Origin of the sequence: Polynucleobacter sp. AP-Nickl1-40-C4 (genome assembly GCF_035012665.1) — a bacterium.
GTDB lineage: Bacteria > Pseudomonadota > Gammaproteobacteria > Burkholderiales > Burkholderiaceae > Polynucleobacter.
On the sequence record NZ_JAYGQR010000007.1, the window covers coordinates 115,761 to 136,429 of the forward strand.

The 20,669-nt window shown below is 44.2% G+C and carries 24 protein-coding genes; 5 read left to right on the forward strand and 19 right to left on the reverse strand.

Going from position 1 to position 20,669, the window contains the following annotated elements; translation table 11 throughout:
- Positions 1–64: 64 nt before the first annotated feature.
- The 6 genes from VC182_RS09055 to VC182_RS09080 form a co-directional block, all read right to left on the reverse strand.
- Positions 65–1,045: a quinone oxidoreductase gene (locus tag VC182_RS09055; protein ID WP_323485106.1), complete on the reverse strand. Its 981-nt coding sequence runs from the start codon at positions 1,043–1,045 to the stop codon at positions 65–67.
- 34 nt (positions 1,046–1,079) lie between these two features.
- On the reverse strand, positions 1,080–1,523 hold the full coding sequence (locus tag VC182_RS09060) for a DUF2452 domain-containing protein (RefSeq protein WP_072583733.1): 444 nt from the start codon (positions 1,521–1,523) through the stop codon (positions 1,080–1,082).
- Between the two features lie 39 nt (positions 1,524–1,562).
- Positions 1,563–2,096, reverse strand: coding sequence for a superoxide dismutase family protein (locus VC182_RS09065; protein WP_323485107.1), 534 nt, complete (start codon positions 2,094–2,096; stop codon positions 1,563–1,565).
- A 70-nt stretch (positions 2,097–2,166) separates the two neighbouring features.
- Positions 2,167–2,715 (reverse strand): DUF3833 domain-containing protein, encoded by a 549-nt coding sequence (locus tag VC182_RS09070; RefSeq protein ID WP_216120538.1) that lies wholly within the window; start codon positions 2,713–2,715, stop codon positions 2,167–2,169.
- A 3-nt stretch (positions 2,716–2,718) separates the two neighbouring features.
- Positions 2,719–3,267, reverse strand: coding sequence for a chalcone isomerase family protein (locus tag VC182_RS09075; protein ID WP_216120536.1), 549 nt, complete (start codon positions 3,265–3,267; stop codon positions 2,719–2,721).
- Positions 3,264–3,674: a thiol-disulfide oxidoreductase DCC family protein gene (locus VC182_RS09080; protein WP_072583737.1), complete on the reverse strand. Its 411-nt coding sequence runs from the start codon at positions 3,672–3,674 to the stop codon at positions 3,264–3,266. Before VC182_RS09080 ends, VC182_RS09075 begins: the two co-directional genes overlap by 4 nt.
- Positions 3,675–3,735: 61 nt before the next feature.
- Between VC182_RS09080 and VC182_RS09085 the strand changes: the two genes are divergently transcribed.
- A complete protein-coding gene (locus tag VC182_RS09085; RefSeq protein WP_072583752.1) occupies positions 3,736–4,110 on the forward strand; it encodes a DUF2237 family protein in 375 nt (124 codons plus the stop codon).
- Between the two features lie 4 nt (positions 4,111–4,114).
- Entirely contained in the window at positions 4,115–5,014 is a 900-nt protein-coding gene (locus VC182_RS09090) for a histone deacetylase (protein WP_323485108.1), read from the forward strand.
- A 4-nt stretch (positions 5,015–5,018) separates the two neighbouring features.
- Here the strand turns inward: VC182_RS09090 and VC182_RS09095 are convergent, their stop codons facing one another.
- The 9 genes from VC182_RS09095 to VC182_RS09135 all read right to left on the reverse strand — a co-directional run bounded on the left by VC182_RS09095 (position 5,019) and on the right by VC182_RS09135 (position 13,150).
- A complete protein-coding gene (locus VC182_RS09095; RefSeq protein ID WP_216863873.1) occupies positions 5,019–5,570 on the reverse strand; it encodes a phasin family protein in 552 nt (183 codons plus the stop codon).
- Positions 5,571–5,733: 163 nt separating this feature from the next.
- Positions 5,734–6,384, reverse strand: coding sequence for a hypothetical protein (locus tag VC182_RS09100; protein WP_255538551.1), 651 nt, complete (start codon positions 6,382–6,384; stop codon positions 5,734–5,736).
- 47 nt (positions 6,385–6,431) lie between these two features.
- Positions 6,432–8,225: an amidohydrolase gene (locus VC182_RS09105; RefSeq protein ID WP_216120528.1), complete on the reverse strand. Its 1,794-nt coding sequence runs from the start codon at positions 8,223–8,225 to the stop codon at positions 6,432–6,434.
- Between the two features lie 128 nt (positions 8,226–8,353).
- A complete protein-coding gene (locus VC182_RS09110; RefSeq protein ID WP_143143941.1) occupies positions 8,354–9,463 on the reverse strand; it encodes a linear amide C-N hydrolase in 1,110 nt (369 codons plus the stop codon).
- Between the two features lie 43 nt (positions 9,464–9,506).
- The gene (locus VC182_RS09115; RefSeq protein ID WP_323485109.1) at positions 9,507–10,388 is read right to left on the reverse strand and encodes a hypothetical protein; all 882 of its coding nucleotides are present in this window, start codon (positions 10,386–10,388) and stop codon (positions 9,507–9,509) included.
- A 24-nt stretch (positions 10,389–10,412) separates the two neighbouring features.
- Positions 10,413–11,231, reverse strand: coding sequence for a hypothetical protein (locus VC182_RS09120; protein WP_216120520.1), 819 nt, complete (start codon positions 11,229–11,231; stop codon positions 10,413–10,415).
- 209 nt (positions 11,232–11,440) lie between these two features.
- A complete protein-coding gene (locus VC182_RS09125; RefSeq protein WP_323485110.1) occupies positions 11,441–12,130 on the reverse strand; it encodes a hypothetical protein in 690 nt (229 codons plus the stop codon).
- 59 nt (positions 12,131–12,189) lie between these two features.
- Entirely contained in the window at positions 12,190–12,585 is a 396-nt protein-coding gene (locus VC182_RS09130) for a hypothetical protein (RefSeq protein WP_323485111.1), read from the reverse strand.
- 25 nt (positions 12,586–12,610) lie between these two features.
- Entirely contained in the window at positions 12,611–13,150 is a 540-nt protein-coding gene (locus VC182_RS09135; RefSeq protein WP_323485112.1) for an OmpA family protein, read from the reverse strand.
- A 285-nt stretch (positions 13,151–13,435) separates the two neighbouring features.
- Between VC182_RS09135 and ahpC the strand changes: the two genes are divergently transcribed.
- Positions 13,436–13,999, forward strand: coding sequence for an alkyl hydroperoxide reductase subunit C (ahpC, locus tag VC182_RS09140; protein WP_072584055.1), 564 nt, complete (start codon positions 13,436–13,438; stop codon positions 13,997–13,999).
- Between the two features lie 100 nt (positions 14,000–14,099).
- Entirely contained in the window at positions 14,100–15,677 is a 1,578-nt protein-coding gene (gene ahpF, locus VC182_RS09145; protein WP_323485113.1) for an alkyl hydroperoxide reductase subunit F, read from the forward strand.
- A 71-nt stretch (positions 15,678–15,748) separates the two neighbouring features.
- On the opposite strand, the gene VC182_RS09150 is transcribed toward ahpF, so the two are convergent.
- Complete coding sequence (locus tag VC182_RS09150) at positions 15,749–16,105, reverse strand: DUF1622 domain-containing protein (RefSeq protein ID WP_072584053.1); 357 nt, start codon at positions 16,103–16,105, stop codon at positions 15,749–15,751.
- A 109-nt stretch (positions 16,106–16,214) separates the two neighbouring features.
- Here VC182_RS09150 and VC182_RS09155 point away from each other — a divergent pair, with 109 nt between their 5' ends.
- Positions 16,215–16,850: an NAD(P)H-dependent oxidoreductase gene (locus VC182_RS09155; protein WP_323485114.1), complete on the forward strand. Its 636-nt coding sequence runs from the start codon at positions 16,215–16,217 to the stop codon at positions 16,848–16,850.
- A gap of 74 nt (positions 16,851–16,924) precedes the next feature.
- Here the strand turns inward: VC182_RS09155 and VC182_RS09160 are convergent, their stop codons facing one another.
- The 3 genes from VC182_RS09160 to VC182_RS09170 form a co-directional block, all read right to left on the reverse strand.
- The gene (locus tag VC182_RS09160) at positions 16,925–17,497 is read right to left on the reverse strand and encodes a phasin family protein (RefSeq protein WP_323483746.1); all 573 of its coding nucleotides are present in this window, start codon (positions 17,495–17,497) and stop codon (positions 16,925–16,927) included.
- Between the two features lie 232 nt (positions 17,498–17,729).
- A complete protein-coding gene (locus VC182_RS09165) occupies positions 17,730–18,425 on the reverse strand; it encodes a nitroreductase (protein ID WP_323485115.1) in 696 nt (231 codons plus the stop codon).
- A 15-nt stretch (positions 18,426–18,440) separates the two neighbouring features.
- Positions 18,441–20,642: an OsmC domain/YcaO domain-containing protein gene (locus VC182_RS09170; RefSeq protein ID WP_323485116.1), complete on the reverse strand. Its 2,202-nt coding sequence runs from the start codon at positions 20,640–20,642 to the stop codon at positions 18,441–18,443.
- Positions 20,643–20,669: the final 27 nt, after the last annotated feature.

Genomic DNA, 20,669 nt, shown 5'->3' on the forward strand with positions numbered 1-20,669 from the left:
GTCTGATTGATATATAAAAAAAGCCCCGCATACACGGGGCTTATGTGCGCTAGAACACTTAAGCTTATGGAGTCATCACAATGGCGCCTGAAACTTTTCGTCCTTCAGCAGCACGATGCGCATCAGCAGCTTGTTCTAAAGAAAATTTAGCGCCGATTTGTACTTTGACATGCCCTTTGGCAATTGCATCAAATACTGCTTTAGCATTTTCTTTTAACAAAGCCGCAGTAGCGTTGTGCGGAAATACAGAAGGTCTAGTTAAAAACAGGCAGCCCTTCTTATTTAAAATCTCTGGCTGAATTTCTGGAGCTGGGCCTGAAGCAGCGCCAAACAAAGCGACTGTTCCAAAGGGAGCGGCACAATCTAAAGAACCCAAGAAAGTAGTTTTAGCAACAGAGTCATAAACCACATTGGCTTTTTTGCCACCAGTGGCTTTAAGCACTTCTTCAACCCAATTTGCTTGAGAATAATCAACAACAGCATCGCAACCCGCTTCCTTAGCAGCTGCAAACTTTGCTGGCGAACCCACAGTGCCCACGACAAATGCACCCAATGCTTTTGCCCAACCAGCTAATATTTGACCAACGCCGCCAGCGGCAGCGTGCACCAGCACTACATCACCCGCTTTTACTTTATAGGTTTTTTGCACAAGATATTGTGCAGTCATTGCTTTAAAGAAAACGGCTGCGGCTACTTCATCAGAAATATTGCTGGGCAAAACAACCAATTTGTCAGCCGCTACATTGCGTGCACTTGCATAAGCGCCAATTCCGGCATTCATATAAACGACGCGATCACCCACTTTTAAATCAGTGACGCCTTCGCCCAAAGCCTCAACCACACCTGTAGCCTCATGCCCAAGGCCCGTAGGCATTTCTAATGGATAAACGCCTGAGCGCTGATATACGTCAATGAAATTAAATCCAATGGCAGTTTGACGGAGCTGCACTTCACCTTTTGCAGGTGGTGGCAATTCTTTATCAATCACTTTGATTACGTCTGCACTACCTAGTTCACTAAGACTAACGACTCGAGCTTTTGTCACAGGTCACCTAATTATTTTTTTATAAAGAAAAACATCATACAGTAAGGGCGCCAACAGAATCCTCTTCAATTACCGCCCAAGTACTGTCACCTAACTTCTTTACTGCCATCGAATAAGTCCAACCATCTGGAATTCCACAACTCCATTCTTTTGGACCATTCTGAATCAATACATTGGTGTTATTTCTACCGTCATAGTACAGATGGTAAATTTTTCCATGAATAGGATTAAAGCCAAATTTAGCGCTATGCACCATCTCTGTAGCATCTAGTCTTGCTTGTAATGCTTTAGCCTGCTTCATTAAGACTTCAGCCTGCTCCATAATGCGATCGTACTCAAGCTTGGCATTTTGGCGAGCTACGTTAACAGCCTTATCTTTTTCCTCAGTCACTTTGATGGGTGCAAACACAGGAGCACCCACCTCCATTGGATATTCAATCCCTGCATGTCGCGCTGGATCGGTATCTTCGATTCTCATGAAATGCCCTGTATGTACTAATTTAATAAATAGATGTGATTACTTAATCAAGCCACATGCAATACGTGGGCCAGAATTTCCTGCAGGCTGAGATTTGTAATCATCCGGGTCTCTGTGCACAACCACAGAGCGACCAACAATTCCAGTTGGACCTGTATTTACAGCAAATCCATGTAACTTAGCAGTGTAAGTTGCGTTGCCATTGGCATCGGACTTAATGTTGGGCAGATCTCCTGCATGATTCATGCCGCTATTTGGCATGCCATGAGATTTTGTTTCAGGATTGAAGTGACCACCTGCGCTGGTTGCATCCGGAGCAGAGCAATCGCCTTTTTCATGAACATGAAAACCTTGTTCTGAGTTTGGCTTTAATCCAGAAAACTTACCATTGATGAGAACATCATCTCCTTGCCAGGTAAACATAACCTCACCCTTAGCCTGAGAGCCTGATCTTGAATCTAAATTTGCGCTGGCTTTTTGCCCAGTACCTTGCTCCATTGATTGGCAGGCCACTAATAACAACATTCCCACAGCGGATAAAGCAATCGAAATTTGCTTGAATTTCTTGTTCATTTAGATCTCCTTGGATGAGGCGCCCAAAGGCGACTTCCAAGAAAGTGTGACACAAATCGGGCGCTTTTGCTTAGCGCTTATAGAAGCTCAAAGTCACCTCACCCAAATCAATCCCAAACTTGCTCATCTTGGCCTTATTGAGCATTACCTTGGGGGTAACTAAGTACATCCAATCATTAAATTGCACATTATAAATGGTGCCATCTACCGGTAAAGCAAGGGTGTAGGTCCAGTTAAGCGCATTTCCGGCGAGCTGACCTTGTGCATCACCCACTACATCATCAGCCCTACCAATATAGTTACCCGGAGATTGCTCAGTTAGAGTCCAGATGCGTGTTTGCTTTGTGCCGTCAGAGTATTCAAAACGTTCATCCAAGGTGCCGACTTTTTTACCTTCCACTACTGTCCAACTTGCTTTGATCAGCACAGTAAAGCGCTTTTTCACTTCACCGTTACGATCAGTAAAGATGCCATAGGCATCAATCGTTCCAGAAAAGTACTCACTCAGGTCTAGAGCTGGTTTCTCAGCCGCATATTGAGAAACCTGAGGTGAAGAGCATGAAACTAAAAGCGCTCCACAAAATATTGTGAATGCAAGGCGTGTAAAAAAGGATTTCATAACTTAACAAGCCTCATTAAAAAGTGGTGGTGGACAGGTTTGTCCCAATAGTTCTGCTCTCAGTTTAGGGGCGCTTGTTTTAGGATCTAACCAAATTCCAAAAAATGCCCTTGAAAACTCTGCCCCAGGTATTTGTGCGATTTGCTTACCATCATGATAAAAAACGGTTCCTTGCTTGGGGGAGTAGACAGCTGTCAAAGTTTGCCCCGACTCGACATTCGGCAAGAATGACGCCAACTCCTTACCCCAAAGGGCGGCTTGTTCATCAGGTACGCCAGTGCGCTTCATTTCCTCTGCGCTCCGATTAGCAATCGATTTACCGGAGAAGGATTTTTGATAGCGCATATCCAATGCAAACTCAGATGAGGATAGTGAGCCCACCCTATAAAAGGAAGCATCGTAAATATGTAGGCCCCACCAAGTCAGTCGACCGCTTCCTTGAAGTTTTGCAGTGCTTAGATATGCTGGCACCTCTAATGGATCGCGCGCAAAGCTGGTCGGCACCAAGAAACTCAGTAAAGTGGCGATGAGAAGAAGATGAATTTTCTTCATTGCTGTACAGATCTTGAGCGGGCCTTCACCAATCGTAAAGCTACAGGCCCAAAGAGATTAGATATCACATGCCGATTCTTGGCAAAAAAGAGATAAGCCAATTTCAAGAATGGCTGAAGTGGCTTTCTTGAAAAGAACCAGGCCATGCGCGGCAGATTTGCACGACGATAGGCCTCAGGAAAAACTGAGACGCCTTGGATCAATTTGCCGCTAGCAAACTGACCATACATCGCCGCCAATGCAGCCTCACAGGAGACCCCCACCTTTTGAGGGTCATACTGTTCTGAGTTAATGTCGACAAAGCCCAATAGATTGTCTTGATTGCGTCCCGATAAAAAGAGAATCTCCGCCTGGCACAACGGGCAAGCGCCATCGTAAAACAAGGTGAGCTTTTCTAATTGAGTCATTGTTCAGCAAGTTTACGGCTTATTCAATAAACTGGCTAACACGGACATTTTTAAGGTTGCTATGCAAAAAGAAGTTGCGCTAAATGTTTTTGGTGAACCCCTCATTCCCTGCTCTTTCGACCCCCTAACAGGGTTTTTTAGGGATGGCTGCTGCAAAACCAATGAAGAGGATGTGGGCAGTCACTTAGTTTGTGCGATTGTGACAAATGAATTTTTGCAATTTAGCCTGCAAAAAGGAAATGACCTCATTACCCCAAGACCAGAATATCAATTTCCAGGGTTAGTGGCTGGTGACCAATGGTGCCTATGCATCAATCGTTGGGTGGAGGCATTCAATGCCCAATGCGCGCCCTCTATCAAACTGGAAAGCACTCACATCAAAGCCCTAGAGACTGTGCCCTTGAATATTCTGAAAGAATATTCAAGGGAAATATAAAAGCGTGAAAGCGTTTTATACCGACCATTTTGTATTGCCACTTCCAGAGGGTCATCGCTTCCCAATGGAAAAGTATTCTCGCTTACGTGATCTAGTAAGTAGTCTGATCGATATCGAACTGGTAGAGGCACCCCCTGCTACTGACACTCAAATTCTGTATGCTCACGATCCAAGCTATCTCATTAAAGTCATTGAAGGAAGACTTTCTCCGCAAGAGCAAAGAGAGATTGGATTTCCGTGGAGCAAGCAGATGGTGGAACGTTCACGTCGCTCAGCAGGCGCCACTGTTGCGGCAGCCAAAACTGCTTTACGAGAAGGCATTGCCGCCAATCTTGCGGGTGGCACCCATCATGCATATCGAGATGCCGGTAGTGGATTTTGTGTCTTTAATGATTCCGCTATTGCAGCACGCGCTTTACAAAAAGAGATCAGCCCATCCCTCAAAGTTGTAGTGATTGATTTGGATGTGCACCAAGGAAATGGCACTGCATCGATACTGCGAAATGATGATTCTATTTTCACCCTCTCGATTCACGGGAAAAATAACTTTCCATTTAAAAAAGAAGAGAGCGATCTTGATTGGGGTCTGACCGATGGTTGTGATGATGCCGCCTACTTAGATGCTCTGGGCCAGTCCCTAGATCAAATGGATTCACGCTTCAAGCCAGACTGCCTCATTTTCTTAGCTGGTGCAGACCCCCATGAAAGTGATCGCCTAGGAAGGCTGAATGTCAGTACAGCAGGAATGCGCTTACGGGATGAGGCGGTATTTCAGTATGCCTTGGATAGACAACTACCCATCGCGTTTTCAATGGCGGGCGGCTACGGAAAGGAAATGACATCTACAGTAGATATTCACTTTCAGACCATTAAGACCGCCCTGCAATTTCAGAAGCAATATTAAATCTCTAGCCCTTCTTTTTTGAGGTGCTTTTTGGGCTGGCGAGATTGCCAACATTCTCGACGCTCTTCTCAAAATTTGTAAATGAGTCCGCCATTGCAGCGCGAATCAGTTCAAAATTTTGCAATGCGTTGTTAAATGAGGTTTTGAATACAGAGACATAAGCCTCGCTACCAAGAGGCGCATTGTCCGTTGCATCATTTACAAAGTGAATTAAATCTGCCTTAGATTCTTGAATCATGGTTTCAGCAATATCAGCGAGCTCTTGATTACCGCTTTTAAGCACCTGAAGTAATTGGTTGTGATATTGAGAGATCTCTTTAGCAGCATCCTGCAGCACTTCGGCATGAACAAATTCAAATGCAGATCGAGGGTTCTGAGTTTTCATTAGCTCAGCTACCCTCTTCTGAATCATGCCGGCTAATTCCTGTGTCGCCTGCTGATTAATCTGTGCGATTGCCTGAGCACTTTCAATCGCCACGCGCCCAGCTGCCTTGGTCGCATCAATAGCTCTTTGTTGTCCTGGCATTGCATTCATATCAAGTGATTTCTTGCTCATATCAGCCTTTCAGATGGGGAAATGTCAGACACCAATCTACTCTCGTTCAGGCGGGTTTCTATAGAGAAATACCAGTAGATCTACCCGATACAGGCAAAAGAAAAGCCCCAGCTATTACCAGTTGGGGCTCCATCAGCATCCAGAGATCAATACACTCTATTCCTTACTTTGAGTCGGACTTCTTCTTTGGAAGACTGTTCAGAGTCTCAGCACTATTAAGCTGTTGATCTACCAAATAGAGCGTGCCACCATAGTTGGCCTGCAAATCGTATCCCGAGAGCCCCACTGTATAGAAGGTAATTTCAGGATTAAAGGAGCGAATCGTACCGCCCGAACCAGCAGAAAAATTTGCATCTACATCGATGCCACCACGACGACCATCAATCGAGGTCAATAAAAACTGATCGATAGCGCCCGGGGTCTTAAAGATCGCCACTTGATATTGATCTTGATAGCCAGCCCCCAAACCTTCACCTGTTTTGAGCGCTTGCATAAAAACAGGTTCTTTGCGACGCTTATCAAACAGGACACCCTCGCCACGGGCTACTACCAGCAAAACAATATTGACATTGGTAGTCGTAAAGACTGCATAGCCAGCCGCCTGATCAATTTCTTTTTGAATATCTGGTTTTTGCTTGATCAATGCATCAAGACCTGTCTTTGACATCTTTAACGTAGCGTCACGCTTTTGAATGATCTCTGCAGTAGTGAGTGGCTTGCCATCTTGACCAGTGGATTGGCAGCCAGCTAGAAAGGCTGCTGACAGCAAAGTTAAGGTAAGGCATTTCAAAAAAGATTTATGTGTATTGGTCATATTTAGGTGATTGATAGGGTTTAAATAGTCAGCCTCAATTGAGAGTATTACTCTAAGGGTCTGGGTTTCTTGGTTTCCGACACCGGAATAACTTTTCCGCCCAAAACTGTCGCATACACTCCAATATCTTTAATTTTGATTGCGGGAACAGTTTGTGGGTCCGCATCTAAGACCGCAAAGTCTGCGAACTTACCGGCTTCAATACTTCCTACCTTATCCTCTACTCCCAATGTGTAAGCAGCATTAATGGTAATCATCTTCATCGCATCAGAGGCAGTTACCGCCTCAGCCGGACCCCACACCTTGCCATCGTTGTACACATCCTTACGAGTCACTGCAGTCCACGCCTCTTTTAAGGGCACAGGCGCAGACACAGGCGCATCTGAATGAATAGAAGTGACAATGCCGTTGCGAACAAGAGTACCAAGTCGAGTTGCATAAGATACGCGATCCATACCTAAAGCTGGGTATTCCAATTTAGCGCGCTCGGAAATATAAGAAATATTGGCACTGACTACAGCACCAAGAGCCTTAATCTTCATCACCATTGCAGTCGAGGGAATGCCAAAATGGTTAATCGTGTAACGATGATCAAAGCGTGGCTTGGCATCAATCATTAATTGCAAAGCGTTAATAGAATTTTGATTGCCAATATCGCCATTACTATGAATGTGAATGTGATAACCCGCATCCCACCATGGCTTCATGGCAGCAGCAAAGTCTTGTGCAGACTTGTAGTTTGATGAGCCTAGACTTCCATCGGTATAGCCTGGGTGCTCCATCCGCATGGTTTCTGGCAAGTAACCGCCATCACTATAGAACTTGACGCCCTGGAATATCAAACGGTCGTTGTCTTGCTGTTGTAGAGCCTGTGCTTCTGCAATCGCCTTATCACCATACTTCTGAATAAAAGGCTCCGCGTAAACGACCGGAACAATTCGTAAAGCGCCTGCTGAAGATTGACTAAAAGCTTTAGCAATCTTTAGCTCCATATCGATGTTCAAGGTACCAAATGCCAAATCGCCAGAGGTAGTGATCCCGCCCTGCTGCATAAGATCACTCATATACAAATAGTCAGTCGGAATTTCACTTGGATTGAGAACATCTTTTCCAGCAATGCCCAAAATATAAGTTACCGCAGGGATTTCTAAGAACTGGCCATTTAATTGACCATCCTTATCAATACCTACGCCCTTCACATTCTTCACCTTCTCAGGCGTGATGCCATAGAACTTGATAAAAGCACTATTGACGTACATATCGTGGCCCGAAGCATCCCATACAACAATGGGTCTAGTGCTCGAAGCTTGATCTAAGAGCTGACGATCAGGCATCTTCCCCATAGCCACTACGTCAAAGCCCCAAGCCAATAGTGTCTTGTTCGGATCCTTGATGTCATCAGAGTATTTTTTGAGCTGTGTCATTGCTGACTGTAAGTTAGCAACCCCAGGAAATGCTGGCCCCCATGGATTTGGCATAGGCGATGGTGTCAGTAATGGTTTGTTGAACAAAATACCGCCCAACAAAGGGTGCGCATGTGGCTCAATGAATCCCGGGTACATGACTTTATTAGCAAAATCTTTATTAATCTGCGTTGGGTACTTGCTTGTCCAAGGCTTCATGTCTTCCAAAGAGCCTACAGACAAAATACGCCCATCCGCAACAGCAACAGCCGTTGCATTCGGAATCGCCGGATCCATCGTGACAATTTTTTTAGCCACAAACACAGTGATATTAGTGACCCTAGGTGTTGATGGCGGATCAAGCAACTGAACCGCTGAAGCTAGGCTTGAGAAAAGACCTAATACAACGGCATAAATAATTTTAGACTTTAGGTTCACTGGGGGCCTCTATCAAACCTTCATTTATAGAATACTAACCATACTTCAATTGCAATCATCAATCTAATTAAAAAAGAAGCTCGACAAGCGAGCCTCTTATTAATATCAGATAGCCGAATTTAAATCCATTAATTAACCGGGACTACAATTTTTGGCTGAGCTAATTTAACGTACTTCATTTCCTTAGCATTCACATCCATTTTTTTCAAATCAAATGCATACGTATTATTGTTTTCAAACATCTTGACGTTGTAAACCATAGTTTTATTGTTGGCCACAATGCTCCATTCAGTTACCTCATAACCGCCAGTGCCGCCACCATAAGGATTACTAGCTGGCAAGGTCACTGATCCAGGAGGAATATCAAAGCTTCCTAGAATGTGCCAAGCAGCACCGTCCATTTGGGCGTTGGTAAAGTTTGTTGGCACTGAGTTTGATAAAAATAGTGCGCGAATAAAACGGCTTGGGCTCAAGAAATCTCCAGGAAGGCCATGCAATCCATTGCCAGAACTCGGTGCTGCGTAAGTGGCTCCATTAATGACTAGTGGTGGCTTCTCTACCTTAGAGAGATTGGCATAGTTTCCAATGCTATTGAGGTGATCTTGAAACGGAGGGTCATTTGTCAATACAGTCGTTGGGTTGTCAATGATAGATAGTCCATTTTTGGAGTACTCAACTACGATACTTTTACCATTGGCATCGTGCAATGTATAGTGCACTGGTGGTGTCTGATTCCCATAAACAGCCAACTTCGCGCCATTGACTTTAATCTTTGGTAGACCAGCCTTCACCTCATCAACAGTAGCAAAATTTGTCAGCACGTAAGTGAGCACCTGAACTGAATTGATGCTTGTTGCTGAGTCAGCTTGGGTAACTACCTGGTAAGCAGCACTATTTGGGTAGTTAAGTACACCTCCGATGAGACCCTTTTCATTCATGCCATCTACCAACTCAGGCAAGCCAAGTGCATTCATGCCGGCTACTGCATATTTAGAATTCCAATTCAAGCCTGAGCCGTACTTACCATCAACACCAATCCCTTGATGGGCATAAGCTCTTGGAATGGTAGTTAACTGAGAATTCAAAGGCAAACCGAATTCCATTGTGCGGCCATAAACATAGCCACCATCACTACCTTTGAGCAAGAAGCTAGTACAGGCTTCACTCACCAATGGAGCAAATGCCAAGGTAACTGAAACCGAAGTGGCTAGTAATTTATTAAACATCCGTTTTTTCATGATTAACTTCCTATCTTTTATAAGTGGGAAACTCTGCAGCAAATTACTTAAGAACAACTAGTGTGGCCGTAGCACGCGCACCCCAACCAGATGGCCCACCGGGTGTATTGCTGACGTAATACATAGGACCAGCACCAAAGGAGAAAGGCACGCCATCAATCACCACCAATTTGGAAACGCCTACATATAGAGGGTTTGATGTGCGATGCGTATCGTAGTTATATTGCGCTTCCATATTGGCTGTATATGTCCAAGCCTGTTTATCGGTGTAAGCAACAAAAGGCTGTCCATACAAATTATTTTGTGTGCCAAAAGTTGGATTGCCGCCTACGTTCCAGGATTGGTAACCAAGCAAGCCATAAGTCCATGGACCTTCGCGATTCAGGACAACAGCAGTCACGCCGGCACCAGTTTGTTGTGAGCCAAACTTACCGCTATTACCGGATGGTGATTGCGCATACGGGCCAATACCCCAAATCCAAGAGGAGTTGGTATTGGGTGCATAAAAAGACTCAAGAGTTACGCTAGCAATACCGTATCCAGAAAATGATTGGCCAGGCGCAGTTTGCACACTAGTTTCTCTAACACCCGCAACAATAGGGCGAACGATGAATGTGTCACCGCCGCCTAAATTGAATGGCATGACTGGCTGAAATAATAAAGTTTGCTCGGAGCCGCCCTGATTTAGGCCCACACCGCGGCTAAATTGGTATTGCAGCGGCACTGAAATCATATTGGCGATTGGATTTGCTAATTTCTTAGCAATGTCAACGCTGTCCACGGCCGGCTTGGCAGAAACAGTTACAGCATCTGATTTCTCAGCAGCAACCATACCCGCACGGGCAGGAATTTCTTGGGCAAAAGTTGGGGATGCAAAAACACCTACTGCCGCTAAGGTAGCTGTTATTTTTAGAGTGAGGTTCATGTTTTATTTCTAATGAATTGAGGATTAGAAGTGAAATGTTGCTGATAATTGTGGGCCTTGAAAGGTCGTCTTTTGTAGTAAACCTGCACCGTTTGTCTTTGAGCTGCTCATGTCATAGTAGAGGCCGCGATAAACCAAGGAGACATCAACCCATTTTTCAATAGTCTTGCCGACGCCTGCCATTGCCTGCCAAGTAACATTAGTAGTTCCACCTCCGCTGCCGATATCAGCATAAAAAGGAATGTACCAAGTGGAATCTGCGATGCGATAGCGCCCTTTAAAGCCAATAATCGGATCAACGGTACTTACAGTCTTTGAGTCGCTCAATGAATAATTTGTTCCGTCAAGCGCGAGGTTCAACGTGGCGGTCATACTAATCCAACGTACTCCCAACAAACCATCAACATTAGCGTCTTTATTGTTTACAAGGTTATATGTAGCCGCGCCAGTCAACATGGTTTGCTGAAGGGTAGGTTTCATCGCCACCCTAAAGTTGTAACCAGGCGCCGGAGTAACTGATGTAGTACCGCTCTTTTGCAAGGTAGCGCTGACTACATCAGCCATCATTCCCCAACTACCATAATGCGCCTCTCCAGAAATCATTGCCCCAGACTTCAGATTGCTAATAATGTTATTCATGTTCGCATCAGCAGTATTCAGGTATTGACCTTTGTAGTTGAGTGTAGAACTAACATTAGGGAGCCAGACATAAGGCGTTACATCAACAGTCCACTGATTAGAAATCCTAGGAATTGGCGTAAGCTCCTCATCCGCATAAGCCAAACCCATCGAAGTAAATAATGTAGACACTGATAAGAATGCTAGGAGAATTTTCTTATTCATAAAAGGACCGATGTAATATAAGATTGGTGAGGAAATAGTTAATACAAATTTTGAACTAATTATAGTCTGTAGGCCTAACACTTAAAGGCTTGCGCTCTAGAAGTTATAGGAGACCTTCGCGTAGGTAGACCAGTCGTACTGGTGATAACTTTGAACCACTTGCTTGCTAGCCCCCACTGCAAATACCCAGTTCCTTGCGAAACGATGTGTCACCATGGCATCAATTGGCACAAACCAGCCTCCACCAGCAGAGTTATAGACTGCGCCGTTTTCATCCCAAAACGCAACATCGTGTTTGGGGATAGCTGGAAGCCAACAGTTGGGAACACCTGGAGATTCCTTACCAACGCTGGTTGGCTAGGATTAATGACTTGGCTATTATTTTTGGTGTCAAAACCATACATATAGCGCAATAAGGGCGAGAAATCAGTCACATGTAAAAGGCTGTCCACCTCAGGCAAAAAAGACCACCCTAACTGAGGCCCCACTGCCCACTGACCGTTATTGCCAAATGGAAATACAATGCGACCACCAACTAAAGCCCCCAAGGGCTTCAGAAAAGTTTGATCTTGACCCCATACCGTCACCATGGTGTTGCCCGCACTGTACTGCCCTGAATTATTAGCCGATGAAATAGAGTTGTAATTTGAGGCGTAAGAAGTATCCAGACGTATACGTCCACGCCACTCGCCAGCTGCTAAAGGGTTGTAATAGCGAAGCTTAAGAATATTTTGATAATTATCATTGCCGTCGTAATTGTGATAACCCCAAAATTCCAACACCTTGCTATTGGTTAGCCGCTGAGAGTCGTTGTCAAATTTTGAAACGGGGACCAATAAGTCCTCAGCATAGCTTGCTGACACAAAAAAGCTAATAAGAAGTGATAAAAGTATTTTCATGAAAGGCAATGCCACCCTAGGGTGGCATTTATTACATATATCTATTTAAAAACGAAAGACTATGGCGTTACAACATGCCATACATTATTGACGTTATCACCAGTCTTATCGCCAGGATTTTTGTCCTTAACAAAGAAGTACAGTGGCTTACCTTTGTAAGTTATCTGCTTTTGACCATCGTTACGGGCGATAGAAGAAAAATCTCCTGAGAGCATGATGCCTGGCTCTACATAAACTGGGGGCCAATTATTCGCACAAGTTGACACACATTCGGATTTTCCTGAACCAGCCTGGTCTTTATCAAAGGTGTAAATGGTCTTGCCATAACTGCTTGTCAAAATACCGTTGTTCACCTTTATAAAATCTGCTGAGGATGTTTTGATATCGGGCGTACCGCATGCTGTCAACGCCATAGCAACAATTGCTGCTGAGCTAAGCTTTAATAAATGTTTCATTCTCTATCCTTATATGGGCTATGAATTAATTACCTGGTCCAACCAAGGTAATTTCAATACGACGATTCTGTGCACGACCTTCTGGAGTTGTATTAGAAGCAACTGGATTAGATTCACCCATGCCTTGCGCAGAAATCAAACTTTGGCTAACGCCCTTACGAATAAGATAGTCAACTACATTATCCGCACGCTTTGAAGAGAGGTCCAAGTTTGTAGCAATTCCTTGATTACGTAGCTCGGCTCCGATCGATACATTATCTGTATAGCCACGAACAACCACTTTTGTATTTTTAAATCCAGAAAGTGTTGGCGCCATTTTTGCTAAAACCTGCTCAGCTTTTGCATTTAAGCGATAGCCACCCTCTGGAAACAAAATTTTGTCGCGAATAGTAATGCGCAATTCGCCCTGTAATTGACGAATTTCCACCTCATCACCTTGGTAGGCCTGTTGAAGCTGGCTATACGCCTGGTCCAATTGATTGTATTTGCCATCAGTAACGCAGGCACTTAAGAGCGCAAGTGCTGTAATAGATAAGGCCATTAATCCATGCTTCGTCAAACTCATGTCATTTCTCCAAAATCAGTAAAAAATATGCTTTTAATGGCATTAAGGCCACTATAGCCCAAAGGCTCACCCGAGCCTTTCAAATACCCATAAAAAATGGTCATTTTCTTCAAGAGTCTTGAAATAACTTGTTTTAAGCAGGCTGGAGACCCTAGAATCAATTATCTATAAATTCGATCATAAATATCAAATTTATTCATTAGACAAATAAACAACTGAGGTTCAAAATTGCTCTAGTTGTAGTAGTTACTAAAGAAATTGATTAACCAACACTAGGAGCACAGTATGTCCATTATTAATACGGCAGTTCAACCATTCAAAACCGAAGCTTTCCATAATGGTAAGTTTGTAACGGTTACTGACGAATCCCTCAAGGGCCACTGGTCAGTTCTGATTTTTATGCCAGCAGCATTTACTTTTAACTGCCCAACAGAAATTGAAGATGCAGCTGAGAACTATGCTGAATTCCAAAAAATGGGTGCTGAGGTTTATATCGTAACAACCGATACTCATTTCTCACACAAAGTTTGGCACGAGACCTCTCCTGCTGTTGGTAAAGCAAAGTTTCCGCTCGTTGGCGACCCAACACACACCTTGACAAACGCGTTCGGTGTTCATATTCCTGAAGCCGGTTTGGCATTGCGTGGCACATTCATCATCAACCCAGAAGGCATCATCAAGACAGCAGAGATTCATTCAAATGAAATCGCTCGTGACGTTTCTGAAACTTTACGTAAGTTGAAAGCCGCTCAGTACACAGCAGCACACCCAGGCGAAGTATGCCCAGCTAAGTGGAAAGAAGGCGCAGCAACATTGACCCCATCTTTGGATCTCGTAGGCAAGATCTAAGTTAAATCAGTAATCAATAGACTCTCTTTAAGAGAGTCTATTGGAGAGGACCAGATCCTGCCCAATAGACTCACCTAAAAAAATACCCAAGGAAATCATCATGCTCGATACCAATATCAAATCTCAGTTAAAGGTATATTTTGAAAAGATTGTTAGCCCGATCGTTCTAGTAGCCAGCCTAGATGACAGCGACAGCTCTAAGCAGATGCTTGAGCTCTTAAATGAACTAGCTGAGCAGTCTGACAAGATCAGCTTAAAAACTGACGGTAAGAGTGAGCATATTCCTAGCTTTACCGTTAGCAAGACTGATCAAGAAGCACGCATTACCTTTGCCGGCCTACCAATGGGTCACGAGATGACATCTTTTATCTTGGCTATTTTGCAGGCTAGCGGCTACCCAGCCAAAGTAGAGCAAGAAGTGATTGATCGCATTACTAAATTAGATGGCAAGCTCAGCTTTCAGACCTTCATCTCTTTGTCATGCCATAACTGCCCTGACGTTGTTCAGGCGCTGAACTTAATGGCAGCCCTCAATCCAAACGTCACCCATGAAATGATTGATGGCGCCCTTTACCAAGGCTTGGTAGATCAATACCAAATCATGGCTGTTCCAACTGTGATTCTCAATGGCGAAGTATTTGGTCAAGGTCGCATGAGTGTTGAAGAGATTGTTGCCAAGCTGGATACCTCTACCCCTAAAGAAGAGGCTGCAAAGCTTTCTGCTAAAGAGTCGTTTGACGTTTTAGTCATTGGTGGTGGGCCTGCTGGTGCTGCTGCTGCAATCTACGCGGCACGTAAAGGTATTCGCACTGGAATTGTGGCCGAACGTTTTGGCGGGCAAGTCATGGATACCATGGGTATTGAAAACTTCATTTCCGTAAAAGAAACTGAAGGGCCTAAGTTGGTTCAAGCACTCGAGCAACACGTGAAGAGCTATGAAGTCGACATTATGAATTTACAGCGCGCCAATGCTTTGCGCAAAACGACTCATGGTCTTGAAGTGGAATTAGCCAACGGCGCAGTACTCAATAGCAAGTCCGTAATCATCAGCACTGGTGCTCGCTGGAGAGAAATGAATGTGCCTGGCGAACAAGAATACCGCGGCAAAGGGGTTGCATATTGTCCTCACTGTGATGGCCCTTTATTTAAAGGCAAGCGTGTAGCGGTGATTGGTGGTGGCAATTCCGGTGTTGAGGCTGCCATTGATTTGGCGGGCATTGTTAGCCATGTCACTCTCATCGAGTTTGATAGCAAGCTCCGTGCAGATGCGGTATTGCAAAAGAAAATGGCTAGCATGCCAAACGTAACCGTCATCATGAGCGCGCTCACCAAAGAAGTATTGGGTGCCAATGGCAAGGTCAATGGCTTACGCTACCAAGATCGCACCAATAACACTGAGCACAATATTGATCTGGAGGGTATTTTTGTCCAAATCGGCTTATTACCGAATACTGATTGGCTTAAAGGTAGCATCGATTTATCCAAGCACGGTGAAGTCATCGTCGATGCAAAAGGTGAAACTTCTTTGCCGGGTGTATTTGCAGCGGGAGACTGCACCACCGTTCCATACAAGCAAATCATTATTGCCATGGGTGAAGGCGCCAAAGCTTCGCTAGGAGCATTTGATTACCTCATTCGTTCATCGGTTACTGAGCCAGAAGAAGTAGTTGCTGCGTAAGCAAAAATTAATCTGCAGCAAAACAAAAGGGAGTCTTTCGACTCCCTTTCTCGTTTAAAGACAAATGTGACTTATTCTGATTGACCTGGTCTAGGCGCTTGCCACGGCCAGCGGCCATCAATCTCTAAAGTCAGGGACCAGCTTAAGAAGCAACGAATCAAAACGATAGCGCCCAGTACCGCCACACTAGTCAATGTTGGGCTTATGGCTACCGTCCGAATCACATCACCTGCAACTAAGACTTCGAGCCCCAGAATAAGCGAGCGCACGATTTGTATGCGAAAGGTTTTATAAGCAATATCGGCCGTCTGAGTAATCAGACCTTTTGCAAAACAGAAGAGGCCCCATAAAACACCGATGGACACTACGGCTACTCCAAGAGCATCCATCACATCACTGACATCTCGAATAATTTCAATTTGATTCATATTGCAGTCTTTTGAGATTGAATGCCTACATATTAGCTCGTTTAGCACTAGCCTCCGTTATAAACTACACTGTGCCATCTATTGCTAGATTAAATCTAAGGAAATCAGAATGAGCTTAATTGACAAATTACAGTGGCGCTATGCCACCAAGAAAATGGACTCCACAAAGTCTGTACCGCAGGATAAGGTAGAGCAAATACTGGAGGCTATTCGTTTAACTGCCAGCTCTAGTGGATTGCAGCCTTATGAAGTGCTTGTGATTACCAATAAAGCGATTCGTGAAAAGATCAAAGCAATCTCCTGGGATCAAACCCAAGTAGTCGACTCTTCTCACTTGCTCGTTTTTGCCGCTTGGGATACCTATACAGCAGACCGAATCAATCAATCATTTGATATGACTGAGAAGCTGCGCAACTTCAAAAGCGAAGCTGGTGATATCTACCGCCAGAAGCTACTAAGTGGTTACACCGCAAGAGATACTGAAACTAATTACACCCACGCTGCAAAGCAAGCTTATATTGGACTCGGTACCGCCCTCATTGCGGCAGCATACGAGCAGGTAGATTCGACACCAATGGAAGGCTTTGATGCTGCATCCCTCGATGAAATCCTCGGCCTCAAAGCAAAAGGTTTACGCAGTGTTGTCATGCTGCCGCTAGGATATAGAAAGGCAGACGAAGACTGGTTACTTAACTTGAAAAAAGTCAGGAAGCCTAAAGAAGAGTTTGTTACTTGGATTGAGTAATAAATAGAAGTATAGAAAAAGTAAAAGCCACCCGAAGGTGGCTTTTTTAACGACAAAATTAACTATTCAGTTAATTAAGCAACTTTACGGCTTTTAGCAGCTGGCTTAGCAACAGCGTATTGACCTTGAATGTTTGCCAAAGCAGCATCAACACTCTTCTCAAAGTTAGCAAATGCGTCAGTTGCAGATGCGCGAACTTGGTCAAACTGTTGGAGTGAAGAATCAAATGCAGTTTTGAATGCAGAAACAAAAGCTTCAGAACCAGCAGGAGCTGTCTTAGTAGCTTCTTTAACAAACTTAACCAAATCCGCACGTGCGTCATTGATAGAAGCGTCAACTACTTGAGCAACTTCTTTGTTACCGTTGCGAACTACTTGGTTTACTTTAGCTTGGTAAGCAGCAGCATATTTAGCGGCTTCTTGAGCAGCTTCTGGCTGAGCTAATTTAGCTAATTGCTGTGGATCCTTGATTGCCAACAATTGTGAGCTTGTATCTTGAGCAGCAACTAAAGCATCTTTAGCAGCAGCTTGGTTGATTTCAGCTAATTCTTGAGCGCTTTCAACAGCAACTTGTGCCAAATGTTTAGCAGTTTCGATTGCTTTAGCTTGTGCAGAAGCGAGTTGGTCGTTTAATTGAGTTTGGAACATGATTAATCCTTTATTTATTAAATGGGTTTTTTATTGCGATGCACCATTTTAAAATCGGTCTTTTGGAATTGCAAGATCTTTTTGTTGCAAAGCAACATTTATTTTAAAAACCTTCAATTTCAGGCTTTAAATGAGGTTTTTCAAGGACTTAACTCAGCCCTGAAATAGGGGAAAAGGCTAAAAATTAGGCCAAATCCCTCTAAAAATGACTGAAATTACCCGCCATTGAAAGCTACTTTACCCAGGTCGTAAAGTCCTCAGCACTTACCCTAGGGGTAATAAAGGTATTCACAATCTCGCTTTTATCGGCATAACCTAGTGCCATACCGCACACAAGCATCTCATTCTCTTGCGCACCAATACGAGGCAGGATGATCTTGGCATAGTCATTCCAAGCAGCTTGAGGGCAGGTATCCAAACCTTCACCTCTAGCTGCAATCATCATGTTCTGCAAAAACATTCCATAGTCAAGCATCGAACCCCTACCAAGCTCCTTATCGATGGTGAAGAAGATGCAAACGGGAGCGCCAAATGCCTCAAAGTTTTTTCGATGCTGAGCATGCATCTTATCTTTATCGCCCTTAGTAATTCCTAATAAACCATACAAGCCCCAACCGTTTTCACGACGCCTGTCTATATAAGGGCTAAACCATTTTGTGGGGTAATAGTCGTAGGCGGATTGATATTCTTTTGCCAAATCGGGGTTAAGTGCAATGTCATCATAAGCAGCGCATACTTTTTTGCATAATTCATCAAGCGCCTTACCCTCTACAACATAGGCCTTCCAAGGTTGGGTATTAGTACCCGAGGGTGCACGCGCAGAAATATTGAGTAACTTGAGCACGGTCTCTTTGGAGACGGCTTCTTTTGTAAACGCTCTTACCGACATACGCGAGGTAATTGCCTCGGCTGGAGTTAATGTCTTCATAAAGATTCCTTAGCTTTATTTAGGTTTAGCGCTACTAGCTCTTGCCTTATGTAGCTTACGATAACTATCGATCAAACGATGATGCCTATCTAGCCCCTCTAACTTCATACTCGTTGGCGTTAAACCGCAGAAACGAACACTGCCATCGATTGAACCCAAAACGGCATCCATCCTAGCATCACCATACATACGGCGGAAGTTCAGTTCATAGTCTGACATCTCTAATTCATCATCTAGGTGAACTTCAAGGGCAGCATCTAGGGCTTGATAAAACAATTTACGCTCTACTGTATTGTCGTTGTACTGAAGAAAGGCTCCCACTAGCTCATGCGCTTCATCAAATTGCTTTAAAGCAAGATGAATCAATAGCTTTAACTCGAGAACGGTGAGTTGACCCCAAACGGTATTCTCATCAAACTCAATGCCAATTAATGTGGCGATGTCGCCATACTCATCTAGTTCGCTATTCTCAAGGCGGTCCAGTAGCGACGCTAGACTGGCATCGTCAAGTTGAGATAAGTTCAAAATATCAGAGCGGAATAATAAAGATTTATTAGTGTTATCCCAAATCAAGTCTTCGATCGGATAAACCTCAGAATATCCTGGCACTAAAATCCTGCAGGCTGTTGCGCCCAGCTGATCATAGACGGCTACATAAGCCTCCTTGCCAATCTTTTTCAGAATACCGAACAGAGTTTCAGCTTCTCTAATATTCGAATCCTCACCCCTGCTAGAGAAGTCCCACTCTACAAATTCATAATCTGATTTGGCGCTGAAGAAACGCCAGGACACAATGCCGCTGGAATCAATGAAGTGCTCAACAAAATTATTAGGCTCAGTCACCGCCTCGCTGGCAAAGGTAGGTGGGGGCAAATCATTCAGACCTTCTAAGCTTCGACCTTGCAATAACTCAGTCAAACTTCTCTCTAAAGCAACTTCAAGACTTGGATGTGCGCCAAATGAGGCAAAGACACCACCTGTTCTTGGGTTCATTAAGGTAACGCACATCACTGGATAGATGCCGCCTAGAGATGCATCTTTAACTAATACTGGGAAGCCCTGCTCCTCCAGACTCTGAATGCCAGCCAGAATGCCGGGATACTTCGCGAGCACTTCTTGCGGCACATCCGGCAATGCAATTTCGCTTTCTAGAATTTCACGCTTTACTGCTCGCTCAAAAATCTCTGACAAGCACTGCACCTGGGCTTCGGCTAAGGTATTGCCAGCGCTCATCCCATTGCTGACGAACAGATTCTCAATCAGGTTGGATGGAAAATACACAGTCTCGCCGTCGGATTGCCGCACATAGGGCAATGAACAGATGCCGCGCTCTACATTACCGGAATTGGTATCCACTAGATGCGAAGCCTTTAGCTCTCCATCTGGGTTATAAATGTTTTGAGAGTATTCATCCAAAATTTCAGTGGGCAATGCATCTTTCTTGCCAGGTTTAAACCAACGCTCATTGGGGTAATGCACAAACTCTGCATTAGAAATATCCTCACCCCAGTAAGCGCCGGCATAGAAATGGTTATTACTCAAGCGCTCGATATATTCGCCCAAAGCAGAAGCTAAAGCACTTTCTTTGGTTGCGCCCTTACCATTGGTAAAGCACATCGGGGAGTGCGCATCACGTATATGCAATGACCATACATTCGGAATCAGGTTGCGCCATGAAGCGATTTCGATCTTAATTCCTAGATTTGCCAAAAGACTCGACATATTGGCAATGGTTTGCTCCAGGGGTAGATCTTTACCCAGAATATGAGTACTAGTGCTAACGTCAGGCCTTAAGGTCAATAGACTTTGGGCATCAGCGTCAAGATTGGCAACTTGCTCGATAACAAAATCGGGGCCTTCCTGAACCACCTTCTTAACCGTACAACGCTCAATTGAGCGCAGAATACCTTGTCGATCAGTTGCTGAAATATCGGTCGGCAACTCAACTTGAATTTTAAAGATTTGTTTGTAGCGATTCTCTGGATCAACAATATTGTTTTGTGAGAGGCGAATATTCTCAGTAGAAATATTACGGGTTTCACAGTACAGCTTTACAAAGTAAGCTGCGCATAAAGCAGATGAGGCTAAGAAGTAATCAAAAGGTCCTGGTGCAGAACCATCACCCTTATATCGAATAGGCTGGTCAGCAATTACTGTGAAGTCATCGAACTTTGCTTCTAAACGAAGCTTATCGAGAAAGTTGACTTTAATTTCCATGGGGATGATTCCAAAATAGCGAAAAAA